At 64.1% G+C, this 15780-nt stretch carries 16 protein-coding genes; 8 read left to right on the top strand and 8 right to left on the bottom strand.

All coding sequences use genetic code 11. The features are described 5' to 3' along the window. The first annotated feature begins 376 nt into the window (after positions 1-376). Complete coding sequence (locus QX132_RS12675) at positions 377-1012, top strand: hypothetical protein (protein WP_316161350.1); 636 nt, start codon at positions 377-379, stop codon at positions 1010-1012. 697 nt (positions 1013-1709) lie between these two features. Here QX132_RS12675 and QX132_RS12670 read toward each other — a convergent pair. The 3 genes from QX132_RS12670 to QX132_RS12660 all read right to left on the bottom strand — a co-directional run bounded on the left by QX132_RS12670 (position 1710) and on the right by QX132_RS12660 (position 4585). Beyond that, complete coding sequence (locus QX132_RS12670) at positions 1710-3002, bottom strand: TRAP transporter large permease (RefSeq protein WP_316161349.1); 1293 nt, start codon at positions 3000-3002, stop codon at positions 1710-1712. Then, positions 2993-3538, bottom strand: coding sequence for a TRAP transporter small permease (locus QX132_RS12665; protein ID WP_316161348.1), 546 nt, complete (start codon positions 3536-3538; stop codon positions 2993-2995). Before QX132_RS12665 ends, QX132_RS12670 begins: the two co-directional genes overlap by 10 nt. Before the next feature lie 75 nt (positions 3539-3613). After that, positions 3614-4585 carry a TRAP transporter substrate-binding protein gene (locus tag QX132_RS12660; RefSeq protein WP_316161346.1) on the bottom strand — a complete coding sequence of 324 codons (972 nt, stop codon included), beginning with the start codon at positions 4583-4585 and terminating at the stop codon, positions 3614-3616. A gap of 467 nt (positions 4586-5052) precedes the next feature. On the opposite strand from QX132_RS12660, the gene QX132_RS12655 reads away from it, so the two are divergent. From QX132_RS12655 to ptsN, 7 genes are all read left to right on the top strand, one after another. Next, positions 5053-5667: a ribonuclease D gene (locus tag QX132_RS12655; RefSeq protein ID WP_316161344.1), complete on the top strand. Its 615-nt coding sequence runs from the start codon at positions 5053-5055 to the stop codon at positions 5665-5667. 160 nt (positions 5668-5827) lie between these two features. After that, positions 5828-6529 (top strand): LPS export ABC transporter periplasmic protein LptC, encoded by a 702-nt coding sequence (gene lptC, locus QX132_RS12650; RefSeq protein WP_315716868.1) that lies wholly within the window; start codon positions 5828-5830, stop codon positions 6527-6529. A gap of 4 nt (positions 6530-6533) precedes the next feature. Then, entirely contained in the window at positions 6534-7220 is a 687-nt protein-coding gene (locus tag QX132_RS12645; protein ID WP_315778440.1) for an LptA/OstA family protein, read from the top strand. A 346-nt stretch (positions 7221-7566) separates the two neighbouring features. After that, on the top strand, positions 7567-8577 hold the full coding sequence (gene lptB, locus QX132_RS12640; protein ID WP_315784894.1) for an LPS export ABC transporter ATP-binding protein: 1011 nt from the start codon (positions 7567-7569) through the stop codon (positions 8575-8577). A gap of 212 nt (positions 8578-8789) precedes the next feature. Beyond that, positions 8790-10427, top strand: coding sequence for an RNA polymerase factor sigma-54 (gene rpoN, locus QX132_RS12635; RefSeq protein ID WP_316161343.1), 1638 nt, complete (start codon positions 8790-8792; stop codon positions 10425-10427). A gap of 72 nt (positions 10428-10499) precedes the next feature. Further along, positions 10500-11102 (top strand): ribosome hibernation-promoting factor, HPF/YfiA family, encoded by a 603-nt coding sequence (gene hpf, locus QX132_RS12630; protein ID WP_315741249.1) that lies wholly within the window; start codon positions 10500-10502, stop codon positions 11100-11102. A gap of 328 nt (positions 11103-11430) precedes the next feature. After that, positions 11431-11892, top strand: a complete 462-nt coding sequence (gene ptsN, locus QX132_RS12625; RefSeq protein ID WP_315716874.1) for a PTS IIA-like nitrogen regulatory protein PtsN — start codon at positions 11431-11433, stop codon at positions 11890-11892. Here ptsN and QX132_RS12620 read toward each other — a convergent pair. The 5 genes from QX132_RS12620 to QX132_RS12600 form a co-directional block, all read right to left on the bottom strand. Further along, a complete protein-coding gene (locus QX132_RS12620; protein WP_316161341.1) occupies positions 11853-12851 on the bottom strand; it encodes a sulfotransferase domain-containing protein in 999 nt (332 codons plus the stop codon). The two genes, ptsN and QX132_RS12620, sit on opposite strands and share 40 nt — an antisense overlap. Positions 12852-13037: 186 nt before the next feature. Further along, the gene (locus QX132_RS12615) at positions 13038-13544 is read right to left on the bottom strand and encodes a GNAT family N-acetyltransferase (protein WP_316161340.1); all 507 of its coding nucleotides are present in this window, start codon (positions 13542-13544) and stop codon (positions 13038-13040) included. Between the two features lie 169 nt (positions 13545-13713). Continuing rightward, positions 13714-13977: a DUF1150 family protein gene (locus QX132_RS12610; RefSeq protein WP_009026315.1), complete on the bottom strand. Its 264-nt coding sequence runs from the start codon at positions 13975-13977 to the stop codon at positions 13714-13716. 58 nt (positions 13978-14035) lie between these two features. Then, positions 14036-14461, bottom strand: coding sequence for an Hsp20 family protein (locus tag QX132_RS12605; RefSeq protein WP_006613108.1), 426 nt, complete (start codon positions 14459-14461; stop codon positions 14036-14038). Positions 14462-14595: 134 nt separating this feature from the next. Beyond that, complete coding sequence (locus QX132_RS12600; protein ID WP_316161338.1) at positions 14596-15675, bottom strand: sn-glycerol-3-phosphate import ATP-binding protein UgpC; 1080 nt, start codon at positions 15673-15675, stop codon at positions 14596-14598. Positions 15676-15780: the final 105 nt, after the last annotated feature.

Here is a 15780-nt window from a genome sequence, read left to right as displayed (position 1 = left end):
TCGCCGCTCTTGAACGGCCGATTCGTCATGCCCCCAAATCTTACCGTGAACACTGAGTTCTTGCCCAGCCTCGTCGGCGCAACGTTTCAGCATGCGACATAATAACTCGACGGGCTGCCTCAAACAGGTAGTCCTCGAAACCATTATCGCAGCCGTCAAACGTCGGTCCCTCGGGGAGGCTGCCGTGACAGAAATCTGGGTTGATTGCACAACAATCCTGGCGGGATGAAGCCGTAGCCGAAGTGTTTATCAATCGCCGCACCTGGCGGGGATCATGCTGCGCAGATATCATTGAAATGTTGTTGGAGTTCTGAAGTAGATCACATCTGGTGCAGGTGACGGTCCAGGCTTTGCTGCCGCACAGGGAGCGATAACAATGGCATCAGCGTACGGATACGGTAATCTAAAGAGATTCAGCGACGAGTGGGACGAATTACATAAGAATCCAAAGAGCGATGAAATTGAATGGATCAGCGCAAGTCGCGCCTTGCAGATGTTAAAGAGCCTCCAACTTTCGATCGCAACGCGGCGGATCTGTGAGCGAGCTAACCATGGACTTATCCGTGCTCGTGCTGAACGCCTTCAAATAAATGAGAAGCAGTTCGAGGATAGGGACATTCCCCGTGCGTTTTGGTGGGCTCACGGAGAGATCGCGCTAAAACAACAATGGGATTCCGGCGACTTTTCCACTTGGCTGGATAGCAAGATTCAGATCTTTGCGTACGGCGTGAAGTTTGATCGTGCCGCGATCGAGAAGATTTTGCCGGTGGAAGCCGTGAAGCCTGAAGTTGTTCCGCTCGTAGCTGGCGGTCGTCCACCGGCTGAGTGGTGGGATGACCTATGGGTCGAGATATGCCGACAGCTATACGAGGGCGACCTGAAACCAGAGAAGCAAGCTGACATCGAACAGGCCATGCTTACGTGGCTCACGGCCAAGGGCCACAATGCCAATGAAAGTACCGTGCGGCCGCGTGCCCGCAAGTTGTGGGCAGCCATAAAAGGCAAAAACTAGGTTTCTGGCCCTTTCTACTCTTACCTGCCCGACGTTAGGCCCGAACTTCCGCATGATGATCAGCACATTACTGGTGCGTTGCAGCGCCGACCGTAGCGGTTGACGCTCGCCTGCATCGGTTAGCGCTACTGGCCCCAATACGGGAGAGATCGGAAATGAGCTCGCGCGACAGGTTCGACAGCTTCAATAAGGTTGTTGTGGCCGTTGCCACCCTGATCACTGCTATCACTGGCGCCGCCAGCGTCGGCCACACCATAGGCTGGTGGTGATGCTCTAGATATCGCGAATTTGATCCAGCAAAGGCACGAATATCTATGATGATGAGTCGGTGTTTGCCGGGTCGACCTTCCAGAGCAGCCATAGGCTAAAGGTGACGAAATGTCTGGAGCAAGAAGCCGGCGCCCTTGATCGACTTAATCCCGTAGTGAATTTCTTACGCGACCCTTCCACTCATAACCGGTGTCGTCCCCGCGAACGCGGGGACCCATACCGCGTGATGTCTGAAATGGGCAGTCGGCACGTTCCGCGTGCCCCACTCCGTTCGGTGGTTATGGGTCCCGGATCTGCGCCCGCCGACGCGTTGCGTCGGCAGGCTTGTCCGGGACGACAGCGGAGCATGTGGCTGTCACGCCAACGATCGCAGGCGGCGGTTCGCCGGCCGAGGCTCGCGGCCGAGGCCGGCGACCGCCCAGTCCAGCTATCCCTTGTAGCCCATCAACAGGCGCGGCAGCCACAGCGAGAAGGCGGGAACGTAGGTCACGAACATCAGCGCCGCGATCAGGGCGGCGTAGAACGGCAGGATGGTGCGCATGACGGCGCCGACCGAAATGCCGCCGATGGCGCAGCCGACGAACTGGGTGGTGCCGACCGGCGGGGTGTTGAGGCCGAGCGCGCAGTTGATCAGCATCAGCATGCCGAACTGCACCGGATCCATCCCGGCCTTCATCGCGATCGGCAGGAAGATCGGCGTGCAGATCAGGATCGTCGCCGCCATGTCCATGAACGTGCCGAGCAGGAACAGGATGACATTGATCAGCAGGAAGATCATCCAGGGCTGCGTCGACACCTTGCTCATCAGATCGCCGGCGAAGTCGGCGACTTCGTACAGTCCCATCAGGTACTGGAACATGGTGGAGACGCCGATCAAGAGCAGCACCACGCCGGTCGTCTTGACCGCCTTGGCGGCGGCCCGCAGGAAGTTCTGCAGGCTCATGGTGCGGTAGATGAAGAACGTCAGCAGGATCGTGTAGGTGACGGCGACCGCCGCGGACTCGGTGGCCGTGAACACGCCGGACAGGATGCCCGCCAGGATGATGCCGACGATCAAGAGGCCGGGCAGCGCCGCCGCGAACGAGCGGAACACCTCCGCCCAGCCGGGAAACTTGCCCGCGGGATAGCCGCGCTTCACGGCGACCGCGTAGGCGGCGACCAGCATGCAGACCATCAGCACGAGCGCCGGAAGAAGACCGGCGGCGATCAGCGCGCCGATCGACACCTTGCCGCCGGCGGCGAGCGCATAGATGATCATGTTGTGGCTGGTCGGCATCAGGGCGCCGACCAGCGAGGCGTGGGTGGTGACGTTGACGGCGTAGTCGGTGTCGAACCCTTCCTTCTTCATCATCGGGATCATCACCGCGCCCATCGCCGACACGTCGGCCACGGGAGAGCCGGAGACCCCGCCGAACAGCGTGCAGGCGACGACGTTCGACATGCCGAGCCCGCCGCGGATGTGACCGACGAGATTCTTGGCGAGCTGCACGATCTTGTCGGCGACGCCGCCATGCAGCATCAGCTCGCCGCTGAAGACGAAGAACGGGATGGCGAGGAACGAGAAGATGTTCATCCCCGACATCATCTGCTGGAAGATCACGGCAACCGGCAGGCCTTCATAGAGGATGGTGCAGATCGCCGAGAGGCCGATCGCAAACGCAACGGGAACGCCGAGGACCAGGAAGCCGAAGAAGGTGACGCCGAGAATGATCAGTTCCATGACGGGACGACCTCTTCACCGCGCAAGAGAGCCATGATGTGCTCGATGGAAAACATGACGATCAGGATTCCCGAAGCGATCAGCGGCACGTAGCGGACGACTTCGGGCAGGCCGAGATTGGCGATCTTCACGGTGCCCACGGAGGCGCCGAGGATCCAGCCGTTGTAGGCCATCGCGACGCCGAACATAGCGACCAGCACGTGGATGACGAGCTCGATCTTTTCCCGCATATGATCCGGCAGCATCACGAGGAGGCTGTCCATGCCGATATGGCCGGCGTCGCGAACGCCGACGGCGGCGCCGATCAGCGTGACATAGAGGATCAGGACCAGCGCCAGGTTCTCGGTCCAGGTCGGGCTGGAGTTGAGAACGTAGCGTCCGAACACTTGGTAGAAGACGATGGTGACGATGACGAGCAGGCCGGCGACGGACAGATACATGCCGACGCGCGCGATGACGGCGTTGATCCGCGAGAGCAGGCCGGTCGACGGACGTCTCTCCTGCTGCTCGTGGTCTCCAACATGAGGATCTGTCATTCCCGGCCCTCCCTGGCCTGAGTCCGGTGCCGCCGCACGGCGACGCCGGACCCGGTCCCTATTTTTATGTGGTTCTTACTTGGTGTCCTGGATGCGCTTGACGAGGCTCGAGAGCTTCTCGTCGCCGGCGAACTTCTGGTACACCGGCTTCATCGCGTCGACGAATTCCTGCTTGTTGGCGATCGTCACGACCTGGACGCCAGCGGCCTCGACGGCCTTGCGGGAGGTCTGCTCGCGCTCGTCCCAGAGCTTGCGCATGACTGGCACGGAGTCCTTGGCCGCCTTGCGGATCATCGCCTGATCCTCCTTGCTCAGCGTGTCCCAGACCTTCTTGGACATCACGAGGACTTCGGGCGCCAGCGAGTGCTCGGTGACGTTGTAGAACTTGGCGGCCTCGAAGTGACGCGAGGACTCGTAGGACGGCCAGTTGTTCTCGGCGGCGTCGACGAGGCCGGTCTTGAGCGCGGTGTAGACCTCGCCATAGGGCATCGGGGTCGGGTTGGCGCCGAGGCTCTGGATCATGCCGACCCAGAGGTCGGACTGCTGGACGCGGATCTTCAGGCCCTTGAGGTCGGCGAGCGACTTCACCGGCGCCTTGACCGTGTAGATCGAGCGCGCGCCGCTGTCGTAATAAGCCAGGCCGACCAGGCCCGCGGGCTCCATGGCGGCCAGGATCTCGTCGCCGATCGGCCCGTCCAGGACATTGCGCATATGCTGCGTGTCGCGGAACACGAAGGGCAGGCACAGCGCGACGGTCTCCGGCACGAAATTGTTGAGCGGCGACGAGTTGATCCGCATCATGTCGAGCGCGCCGATCTTGAGCTGCTCGATCGTGTCCTTCTCGGAGCCGAGGGCGCCGTTCGGAAACACCTTCACGCCAAGCTTGCCGCCGCTCGCGGCTGCGAGCTGCTTGCCCATGAACTTGACGGCTTCGACGGTCGGATAATCGGCGGGGTGCACATCGGCGGAGCGGAAATCGCGCGCGGTCGCCAAAGGCGACGAGACCGCCAGCACAGCGGCCGCAATGATACCTGTAAGTGCCTTCATCTTGGCTTCCTCCTCAATTGATTATGTCGTTGTTGTTGGGCAGATGCTGCAGGCCGCCTTGGGTCGCTGCACTCCAGATGCGAAGTCATGCGACAATATCACGCGTACGGCCAGTGGCATTTTCTGTCCAAGCCAAAGGCGGCATCGATCAATGCACGAGTTGCATCGATCGATTGGGTGCGATCTGGCGCGATGCAACCAGCGGGTCGACCGCCTCAATGATGAAGGCGCCGCCTCGAACGGCCGCGGAGACATTTGCCGGCGCCACCTCAGATGCGATCACCTGACCCTGTCCGGCCCTTGCGCCCGGGCGGCGGGGCTGGCATTCCCACGGCTGATCTCCGGACCGGCCCGGCGCGTTTGCCGGTTGGTTACCAGCGCCGGGCTACAGCCGGTTCCCGAGCGCTTCCCGCGGCGTTGCTCCGGCCCGTCGCGTCCGATTTCGATTCGACGAGGTTTTGAGAGCCATGACCGTACGCCTGCACCGCGGCGACCTGCCCGATCTTTCCCGCTACACCACCTCGGTGGCGATCGACACCGAGACCATGGGGCTCAATCCGCACCGCGACCGGCTGTGCGTGGTGCAGCTGTCGCCCGGCGACGGCTCGGCCGACGTGGTGCAGATCCCCAAGGGGCACACCGACGCGCCGAACCTGAAGGCGCTGCTCGGCAACCCGGACATCACCAAAATCTTCCACTTCGCGCGCTTCGACGTCGCGGCGCTGTTTCACGCGTTCGGGGTGATGCCGCAGCCGGTCTATTGCACCAAGATCGCCTCGCGGTTGGCGCGCACCTACACCGATCGGCACGGCCTGAAGGATCTCGTGCGCGAGCTGCTCAATGTCGATCTCTCCAAGCAGCAGCAGTCGAGCGACTGGGGCGCCGAGCAGCTCAGCGAGCCGCAGCTCGCGTACGCCGCCTCCGACGTGCTGCATCTGCATGCGCTGCGCGAAAAGCTCGACGTGATGCTGGCGCGCGAAGGGCGGCTGGCGCTGGCGCAGGCCTGCTTCGCGTTCCTGCCGCACCGGGCGACGCTCGATCTGGGCGGATTCGAGGCTGAGGACATCTTCGCGCATTCCTGAAGCCGGCGAATCGCGGGCGCGTTCACGATCATTAATGTCTCGTAATGATCGCAAGCCGCCCCGCGTCGCGATTTCGCGCCAGTTCCAGGCTGCAATGGTGGGGCCCCCCATGGTAGGATGGGTGCTGTTTCGCGCGCATCCCGTGTCCGTCGGAGCCCTGGTGAACTCGGTCCACAACCCCGCCTATGATCCCACCCTGCAGGCGCGCTTCGCGGTCGCGGCGCGCCACAGCCGCTTCGTGCGCGTGCTGCGGGTCGCGGTGCCGGCGGCGGTGGGACTGGCGATGGCGGTCGTGATCGGCATCGCGCTGTTCAATCCGTTCCACATGGAGATCAACACCCCGAATCTCACCGGCAACCTCGTCATCTCCGGCCGCAAGATCACGATGGAGACGCCGCATCTCACCGGCTTCACGCCGGACCAGCGGCCGTATGATCTCGTCGCCCGGAGCGCGGTGCAGGACCTGACTGATCCCGATCACGTCGAGCTCAACATCCTCCGCGCCAAGGTGCTGATGGAGGATCAGTCGACGGTGACGTTGAAGGCGAATACCGGCGTGTTCGACACCAAGCAGCAGCAGCTCGAGCTGACGAAGGACATCCTGCTGACGACGTCGACCGGCTACGAGGCGCGGCTGAGCCGGGCCTCGGTCGACATGGCCAAGGGCACCGTGAGCTCGGACGAGCGCGTCGACGTCAAGCTCACCAACGGTACGCTTTCCGCCGACCGCCTGCGCATCACCGACAATGGCGAGGTCATCCGCTTCGAGGGTAATGTGATGATGAACCTCGACAATATGAATGCCGCTCCGGCCACGACGGCGAGCGCCGATCCCGGCCGTCCGGCCCGCAACGTGAAGTGACCTCATGACCACGTGCCGTTTCATTCCCGTAGCGATTCGCGGCGCCGGCCTCGCCGCGCTGGCGTTGCTCGCGCTTGCCGACTCATCGCAGGCGCAGAGCGCGACCACCGGTGTTCCGAACGCGCTGCAGGGATTTTCGCAGAACCGCGACCAGCCGATCCAGATCGAGGCCGCTGCGCTCGAGATGCGCGACAAGAAGAAGGAGGCGACCTTCACCGGCAACGTCAAGGTCGTGCAGGGCGATACCACCATGACCTCGAAGTCGCTGGTGGTGTTCTACGACGGCGGCGCCCAGCAGGGCGGCGCCAAGGCGACCAAGGCGACGCCGGCTGCGACGCCCGGGCCGGATGGCAGCTCGGCGATTCGCCGTCTCGAGGCGCGCGGCGACGTCAAGGTGACGCAGAAGGACCAGGTCGTGACCGGCGAGACCGCGGTCTACGACACCAAGACCAACATGATCTCGATGCAGGGCGGCGTGGTGCTGACCCAGTGCAAGAACGTGATGCGCGGCGACCGGCTGACGGTCGACATGACGACCGGCGTGTCGCGGGTCGAATCGGACAGCGGGCGCGGGGTGCAGGTGCTGCTGCCGCAGGCGGGCGCGGGCGCGAGCGGCGGCTGCGGCCCGTCGACGGCCTCGGCTCCGGGCGGCGCCGGGCCGCTGCAGCTCGGTCCAGGCAAATCGAAGTGACTTCAATTATTTAGCAAAACGCCGGCGGGCCAGTTGAACCGCGCCGCTGCTGCCTCTATCTAGCGGGCGGGCGGTTCTGTCGCAGGACCGGCGCAGCGGGATGCCGTGGACCCCGTTGCATCGCTGCGAAAGAGTGATGCCGGACACGATTGCGATCGGTCGCTTGCGTGGCGACCGCGACTTCGCCGTCAGACGACGAACTCCGGAGCGCGGCCTCCCGCGCTTTGGCCGGCCTCGCGCTCCCTGTGATCCGCGAGAGAGGTGACATGCGTTCGCTCGCGGTGGGCGGGCGAGCCAGCGCTGCGGTCGATGACGGGCAGCCTCGAAGGGCGTAAGCGAAGCGGGGATGGTGGATCTACTCGGCATGTTTCGTGGGCGTCCCGCCAAGCGCGGCCAGCGAGGCTCCTCGCGCCGGCGCGACGACATCACGGCCATGGACGATCCGTTCGGCAATTCCTACAGCGATGATCCGCTCGCCGCGCTCGCCGACTCCGTGCGCGACGAAACGGTGCCACGCATCAATCCGCGCTCGCCGCAGAACACCGAGCAGATCCAGCGCAAGCGGCCGGCCTCGCAGCCGATGCCAGCCAAGCCGCGCAACAATGGCAGCGGCGGCCCGCAGCTGCTGCGCCGGCCAGGCTTCCTCGCCGTGCACTCGATCGAGAAGAGCTTTGGCAGCCGCCAGGTCGTGCGCGGCGTGTCGATCTACGTCCGCCGCGGCGAGGCCGTCGGCCTGCTCGGGCCGAACGGCGCCGGCAAGACCACCGTGTTCTACATGATCACCGGACTGATCAAGGCCGATCGCGGCGCCATCGAGCTCGACGGCCATGACGTGACGCGGCTGCCGATGTATCAGCGCGCGCGGCTCGGCATCGGCTATCTGCCGCAGGAGGCCTCGATCTTCCGCGGCCTCACCGTCGAGCAGAACATCCGCGCTGTGCTCGAGGTCGTCGAGCCCTCGCGCAAGAAGCGCGAGCGCGAGCTCGACGCGCTGCTGGAAGAATTCACCATCACGCGGCTGCGCAAGTCGCCGTCGATCGCGCTGTCTGGCGGCGAGCGCCGCCGCGTCGAGATCGCGCGCGCGCTGGCGACGCGCCCGAACTACATGCTGCTCGACGAGCCGTTCGCCGGCATCGATCCGATCGCGGTCGGCGACATCCAGCAGCTGGTGCGCCATCTCACCAATCGCGGCATCGGCGTGCTCATCACCGACCACAACGTCCGCGAGACGCTCGGCCTCACCGACCGCGCCTATATCGTCTATGCCGGGCAGATTCTCACCGAAGGCAGCCCGGAGGAGATCGTCGCCGATCCCGACGTGCGCCGGCTGTATCTCGGTGAGGAATTCCGGCTGTAGGATTACGGACGCGGTGTTTGTCGGCTTTTGTCGTCTGCGCGACATCAGGCGGAAACGCTACGATCAACGCTGTTTCCAGCAGGTTCGCGAGGACCGGTAACCTCGTCTTCTCCGCGCGCCATACTCCGTTTTTCTTATTCGTCAAGCCGTGTACATCGCGCGCGGATTAGGATAAGCAAGAATTGGACCAGTAAGGGAATGTTCTTGCTCCCATGGCGTTGACGCAGAGATTAGAATTCCGCCAGTCGCAGTCGCTGGTGATGACGCCGCAGCTGATGCAGGCGATCAAGCTGCTGCAACTGTCCAATCTCGACCTCTCCACGTTCGTCGAAGAGGAGCTGGAGCGCAATCCGCTGCTGGAGCGCGCGAGCGACGGTCCGGAAGCGCCGGTCGCCGGCGAGCAGCAGATGTCCGAGCGCGCCGAGTTCTCGGAAGGCAGCGAAGCCAACGGCGACGATTTCGGCGAGGCCGGCAGCAGCGGCGGCGAGAGCTTCGAGGGCGCCCAGGAAGACTGGATGAGCCGCGATCTCGGCACCCGTACGGAGATCGAACAGACGCTCGACACCGGGCTCGACAACGTGTTCTCCGAGGAGCCGGCTGAGGCCGCTGCGCGTACCGCGCAGGACGCAGCGCCGACCACCTACACCGAATGGGGCGGCGGCGCCTCCGGTGACGAGGACTACAATCTCGAAGCCTTTGTCGCGGCCGAGACCACGCTGTCGGATCATCTCGCCGAGCAGGCGGCGGTGGCGTTCACTGCGCCGGCGGACCGCATGATCGGCCAGTACCTGATCGATCTGGTCGACGAGGCCGGCTATCTGCCGGCCGACCTCGGCCAGGCCGCCGACCGCCTCGGCGCCGAGCAGGCCGACGTCGATGCCGTGCTCGGCGTGCTGCAGACCTTCGATCCGCCGGGCATCTGCGCGCGCAACTTGAGCGAATGTCTCGCGATCCAGCTGCGCGAGCTCGACCGCTATGATCCGGCGATGCAGGCGCTGGTCGAGCATCTCGATCTCCTCGCCAAGCGCGACTTCGTTGCCCTTCGCAAGCTGTGCGCCGTCGATGACGAGGACCTCGTCGACATGATCGGCGAGATCCGCAGGCTCGATCCGAAGCCGGGGCTGAAGTTCGGCACCACGCGCACGCAGACCATGGTGCCCGACGTCTACGTCCGTCCCGGTCCCGACGGCGGCTGGCTGGTCGAGCTCAACAGCGACACGCTGCCGCGCGTCCTGGTAAACCAAGTCTATTACTCCGAGCTGTCGAAGACGATCCGCAAGGACGGCGACAAGTCCTACTTCACCGACTGCCTGCAGAACGCGACGTGGCTGGTGCGCGCGCTCGATCAGCGCGCCCGCACGATCCTGAAAGTGGCGACCGAGATCGTGCGCCAGCAGGACGGCTTCTTCACCCATGGTGTCGCGCATCTGCGTCCGCTCAACTTGAAGGCCGTTGCGGATGCGATCCAGATGCACGAATCGACCGTGTCGCGCGTTACCGCCAACAAATACATGGCGACCAATCGCGGCACGTTCGAGCTGAAATATTTCTTCACCGCCTCGATCGCATCGGCCGATGGCGGCGAGGCGCATTCGGCAGAGGCCGTACGTCACCACATCAAGCAACTGATCGATGCGGAAGATCCCTCCGCAATTCTCTCCGATGATACGATCGTCGAGAAGCTGCGCGCCGCGGGCATCGACATCGCCCGCCGCACGGTCGCGAAATACCGGGAGGCGATGCGGATCCCGTCCTCGGTGCAGCGCCGCCGCGACAAGCAGAGCATGCTGGCGCATGCCCTCTCGGCCCCTGCCAGCGCCGACCGCACCCGGGATACCGCGTCAGTTTGACCGCTGCGCAAGATTGCGCCTTCACCAAATAGGCTTAGTGTCATACTTGGTTCACATGAATCGAGGCGGCACATGACCCTGCGGATTTCCGGAAAGAGCATCAGCGTCAGCGAAGCGCTGCGTGGGCGCGTCAGCGAGCGCACCGACGAGGTCTTGCGAAAATACTTCGACGGCAACTATTCCGGCCATGTCACGCTCTCCAAGGACGGTTTCGGGTTCAAGACCGATTGCGCGCTGCACCTCGATTCGGGCATCACGCTCGAGGCCGAATCGAACGCGCCGGACGCCTATGCCAGCGCCGACCAGGCGCTCCTGATGATCGAGAAGCGCCTGCGCCGCTACAAGAGCCGGCTGAAGGACCGCTCGGGGCGCAAATCCCACGCCGCCAATGCGGCGCTCGCCAATCTCGACGGCGCGGTGCTGGATGCGCCGAGCTACGTGATCGAGGCGCCGGCCGAGGGCGACGAGGAGATCACCGGCTACAGCCCGGTGATCATTGCCGAGAACACCACGGCGTTGAAGCGCCTGTCGGTGTCCGAAGCCGTGATGGAGCTCGATCTTTCGGGGGCACCCTGCATGGTGTTTCAGCACGGCTCCAGCGGCCGGGTGAACATCATCTACCGCCGCGCCGACGGCAATATCGGCTGGGTCGATCCGCCGGCGGTGAAGCCGTAGTCCCGCGGATGCGTTCCAGGGATCTTCCGGCGGCGCGAAAACCGGTTCCCGATCAGGCGGTTGGCCGGCCGGTTGCGACGTCACGCCACGGCAATGAATAGATGCGATCAAGCGGTTGGGGCGCTGGCGCCTTCAGGCCGCCACGCTCCGGCGATCTTTAAGGATAGGCTGCGGGAACACGCTTGCGGGTGTTGGCACGGCCGTTGCGTTGGGGTAGAAGCCCCACCCATCGGACACGGGTTAAGCCCGCCTGCCGCCTCAGCTTCTTGACGCCGGTCTGTCCCGACCTATTTCGCACCCTGACGGTTCAATCACCTCGGAACGCCCTATGCCGATTACCGATCTGGTCGCACCCGAGGCGATCGTGCCGGCTTTGAAGGTCATCAGTAAGAAGCAGGCGCTGCAGGAGCTGGCAGCGCGCGCGGCTGCGCTGACCGGGCAGAACGAGCGCAACGTGTTCGAAGTCCTGCTGCAGCGGGAGAAGCTCGGAACCACGGCCGTCGGCTACGGCGTCGCGATTCCCCACGGCAAGCTGCCGAAGCTGGAGAAGCTGTTCGGCCTGTTCGCCCGGCTGGAGCGGCCGATCGATTTCGAAGCCATGGACGGCCAGCCGGTCGATCTCGTGTTCCTGCTGCTGGCGCCGGAAGGCGCCGGTGCCGACCATCTGAAGGCCCTGGCCCGCATCGCTCGCCTGCTCCGCGACCAGGATGTCGCCAAGAAGCTCCGCGCCTCGCGCGACGCCCAGGCGATCTATTCGGTGCTGGCGCTGCCGCCCGCTTCCGCGGCCTGACGTCGTATCGCGCCGCCCTGCAACGACCGAGAAAGCCTGCTGACGAGCCTCCGCGCGGCACCGAACCCGTTCGTCCGCGCGGGCGTGTGCAACGGCGTCGGCTCGTAGCCGAACTCGACGACGAGCTCCTGGAATGCCTCGCTGCGGAGCAGGTCGAAATGATGCGGCATCATTCGCTCCTTGTAGATGCCGACCTTCCGGCCGCGTCCCGACGACGTCAGGCCGCGGCCGAGCACATCGAGCTCCGCGGCCGTCTTGCGCGGAAGTCCCAGGTAGTCGCAGATGCGGTTAAGGACAGGAAACGACGACCGCGCCACATCGTCGATCGCGAGCTCCGAATAGAGCTCTTCGAACTTGACGGTCAGGCAGGCTGGCGAGTCCAGCCAGCTCATGAACTTCTTGATGCCCGATCGGGGCAAAGAGAGGAGGGTCGATGTGATCCGGGAGGCGTCATCGGGGTGAGCGGCCGATCCGGCCGACCGCAGATAGGCGTTCCACTTCCGCATCTTCGGGTAGGCCGCCGAGTGGTAGATGAAGTCGACCCAGCTCACGACGATGTCGCGGGGGTCGCGGACGATGAACAGCATCTTGTGTTCTGGTCTGCCCAGGAGGTATTGCTCAAGATACGGACAATACTCGGTGTGCGAGGCGCAGGAGTAGCCGGAGCGCAGGGCCGACGCCCAGAGCGGGGCCGGAAGCGCGCGTCCGTAGTCGAGCGAACCGTCGGGATTCAGCTTGCTGATCGATGACGTGTAGGTGTGATAGCCGACATCGACATGACCGCCCAGCGCTCTCACGAGTTCGACCAGCAGGTACGTCCCCGCTTTCGGCACGCTGTTGCAGATGACGTAGTAAGGGCTCGGCCCCGGCGGAGGACTGTCAAGAAAGACGTGCCGGTTGGGTAGGGTCCCGAGTGCAAGTTCTCGAAAGACGCCTGCATCAAGCCGTGATCCATGCATTTGCCATCCCTACACATGCTCGTCACACAGCGGACTAGCGCGTGCCGCAACAGGGACAACTTAAGGATTGGACACCTTCGCCTTAAACCGGGTCGGATTGTATCTGGTTGTCAAATCGACCGTTACGGACATCGACGGAAACAATTTTCTCAAAAGCACTTCGGCAGCCGCTTCGTCCTTCCCCGGCTATCGCAATGATCTCGCCATGTAGCGCACCGTCTTGGCGCCGCCATGGATGCTGGCCGCCGCCAGCGGCGCGAAGCCGAGCGCAGCATGAAACGCGTCCGACTGCGGATTGGGCGGATCCAGATTGACCTCGCAGACGATGCGGTCGTGGCCCGCCGCGGTCGCTTCCCGAATCAGCTCCTCATAGAGCTGCCGCGCCAGGCCCCGGCCGCGGGCGGCCGGCGCCACCACGATGCGGTCGACATAGATGAACCGATCGTAGCGCGCGCGAAACCAGCGGTGATTGGGATTGTCATAGGCGGCGGCGTGGTCCAGCGCGATCATCAGCGCATCGGCCCCGCCAATCCGCCAGGCCCGCCATGCCTGATCGAGCAGCTGCATGAGCGTTTCGGGCGTGAGCCACGACAGCTCGGAGGCATGCGCGTTGTTGAGCGCGAGCAGTGCGTCCGCGAGCGCAGGATCTGCACGCAACCCGGCCGCGCTCATGGGTGTTGTCAGCAAGGTCATGTGCGGCGATCGTTCCGGGCAGCCCAGCAGAAAAAAGGGCCGTCCCCGTTTCCGGGGACCGCCCTCGTGTCAGTCCGTGAGCTGCATGCTCCTCATGAGCATCGCGTCTCAATGAGCATTGAGTCTCACGAGAAGCGGTCGCTGCAAGCGCTGCGGCTCGGCCTTTGCGTCAGTGGACGCTCACGGCCTGGAGTTCGTGGCTCCACGCATTCGCAATCGCTGCTTCGCGACTGTCGGTGAGCATGATCGGCGTGCCGTCGGCGGCATGCAAGGCGAACAGCTTCAGTCCCGGCGCGATGTGCGGCGCCTGCGGAAACAGTCCCGGTACGTCTTCGGAGCGGATCTGCTTCACATAAGCGATGTGGCCCTCGCCCAGGGTCGCCAGTGACTCCAGGGAGACGGGGGATTCCGACGCGACATTACCTTCAGTCATGGTCTCGACTCCTTCTGAGACTCAAGCGGTCGAGTCCGCTACTCGTTCCACCAAACCATTATTCGTGTTCATTGATAGCGATTGTCTTAACGATCCGCTCAGGCTCCGGCCTGGCCAGATCGACCGACAACAACCCGTTCTTCAGGTCCGCACCGAGCACATGCATTCCCTCCGCCAGCACGAAGGTGCGCTGGAAGTGGCGCGCGGCGATGCCGCGATGAATGTATTGCCTGGTCTTGTCGTCCTGCTGCCGGCCGCGGATGACGAGCTGGTTTTCCTCAATGGTGACATCGAGTTGGTCGCGGGTAAAACCCGCCACCGCCAGCGTGATCCGCAGACGCTCGGGCTGGCCATTGGTGCGCTCGAACCGCTCGATATTGTAGGGCGGATAACCGTCGGCACCTTTGACGACGCGGTCGAGCACGCGCTCGATCTCGTCGAAGCCCAGCAGGAACGGACTGGAGAGCGAAGGAACACGAGACATGGTTTACAAAGTCCTCTCGAAGCGACTTTGATGTATCAGGGCCCTGACGGCACCCCTTGAGCAGCAATATGGGCACGATCCGGGGCGCGTTCAAGCACCCCGAATGCGCCGGAACGGCCAGCCTGTGGAAGGGTTTAAACGGACAGCCGCTGCCGGCCGTCGGCCGAGAACAGATGCAGCTTGGCCCGCGGCGCCACGGCGCGAATCCGCGCGCCGATCTCCGGCGCGGCGGTGCCCGGCAGCCGCACGATGATGTCGTTGGCGGTCGCGGTGAGCCGACCATCGCTGCCCATATCCTGGCGCGCGCCATAGACATAGGTCTCGGCGCCGACATGCTCGATCGCCTCGACGCGGAGGTCGAGCCCGACCCCGCCCGGCGGAACGGTGTCGCCGAGCTGGAAATCCTCAGGCCGGATGCCGAGCTGGCCCGCCTCTGCGGGAACCGCGTCGGCGCCGTGCAACTGGGCGCGCACGCCATCGGTCGGCATCAGGTTCATCGGCGGTGCGCCGATGAAGGACGCGACGAAGGTGGTCGCGGGCTTCTGATAGATGTCGAGCGGATTGCCGATCTGCTCGACCTTGCCGCCGTTCATCACCACCAGGATGTCGGCGAGCGTCATGGCCTCGAGCTGGTCGTGGGTGACGTAGATCGCGGTGGTGTTGAGCCGACGCTGCAATTTGCGGATCTCGACCCGCATCGCGATGCGCAGCTTGGCGTCGAGGTTGGACAGCGGCTCGTCGAACAGGAACACCTTGGGTTGGCGCACGATGGCGCGGCCCATCGCCACGCGCTGGCGCTGTCCCCCGGACAGCTGCCGCGGCTTCCGCTCGAGCATGGAGCCGAGCTCGAGAATGCGCGCGGCGTCCTCGACGCGCGTCCTGATCTCCTTCTCCGCCATGCCGCGATTGCGCAGGCCGTAGGCCATGTTGTTATAGACGGTCATGTGCGGATAGAGCGCATAGTTCTGGAACACCATCGCGATGTCGCGATCGGCAGGCTCGATGGCATTGACGATGCGGCCGCCGATGTCGATCTCGCCCGACGTGATCGTTTCGAGCCCCGCGACCATCCGCAGCAGGGTGGATTTGCCGCAGCCCGACGGCCCGACCAGCACGCAGAACTGACCATCGCCGACATCGACATCGACGCCTTTGATGGCTTCGAAGCCGCCGGGATAGACCTTGCGGACGTTGCGGAGTGTGACGTTGGCCATGGGTTACCTAGCGAATAGCGAATGGGGAGTGGCGAACAGGGAAGGGGGACGAAGCGAGCCGTTGCGCGAACATCCCTGTTCGCCACTCGCCATTCGCTATTCGCC

Origin of the sequence: Bradyrhizobium sp. SZCCHNRI20481, from assembly GCF_032485055.1 — a bacterium.
In the GTDB taxonomy this organism is placed as follows: Bacteria; Pseudomonadota; Alphaproteobacteria; order Rhizobiales; family Xanthobacteraceae; genus Bradyrhizobium.
Note: the sequence above shows the minus strand (reverse complement) of the source record. Positions and strands in the feature narration are given on the sequence as shown.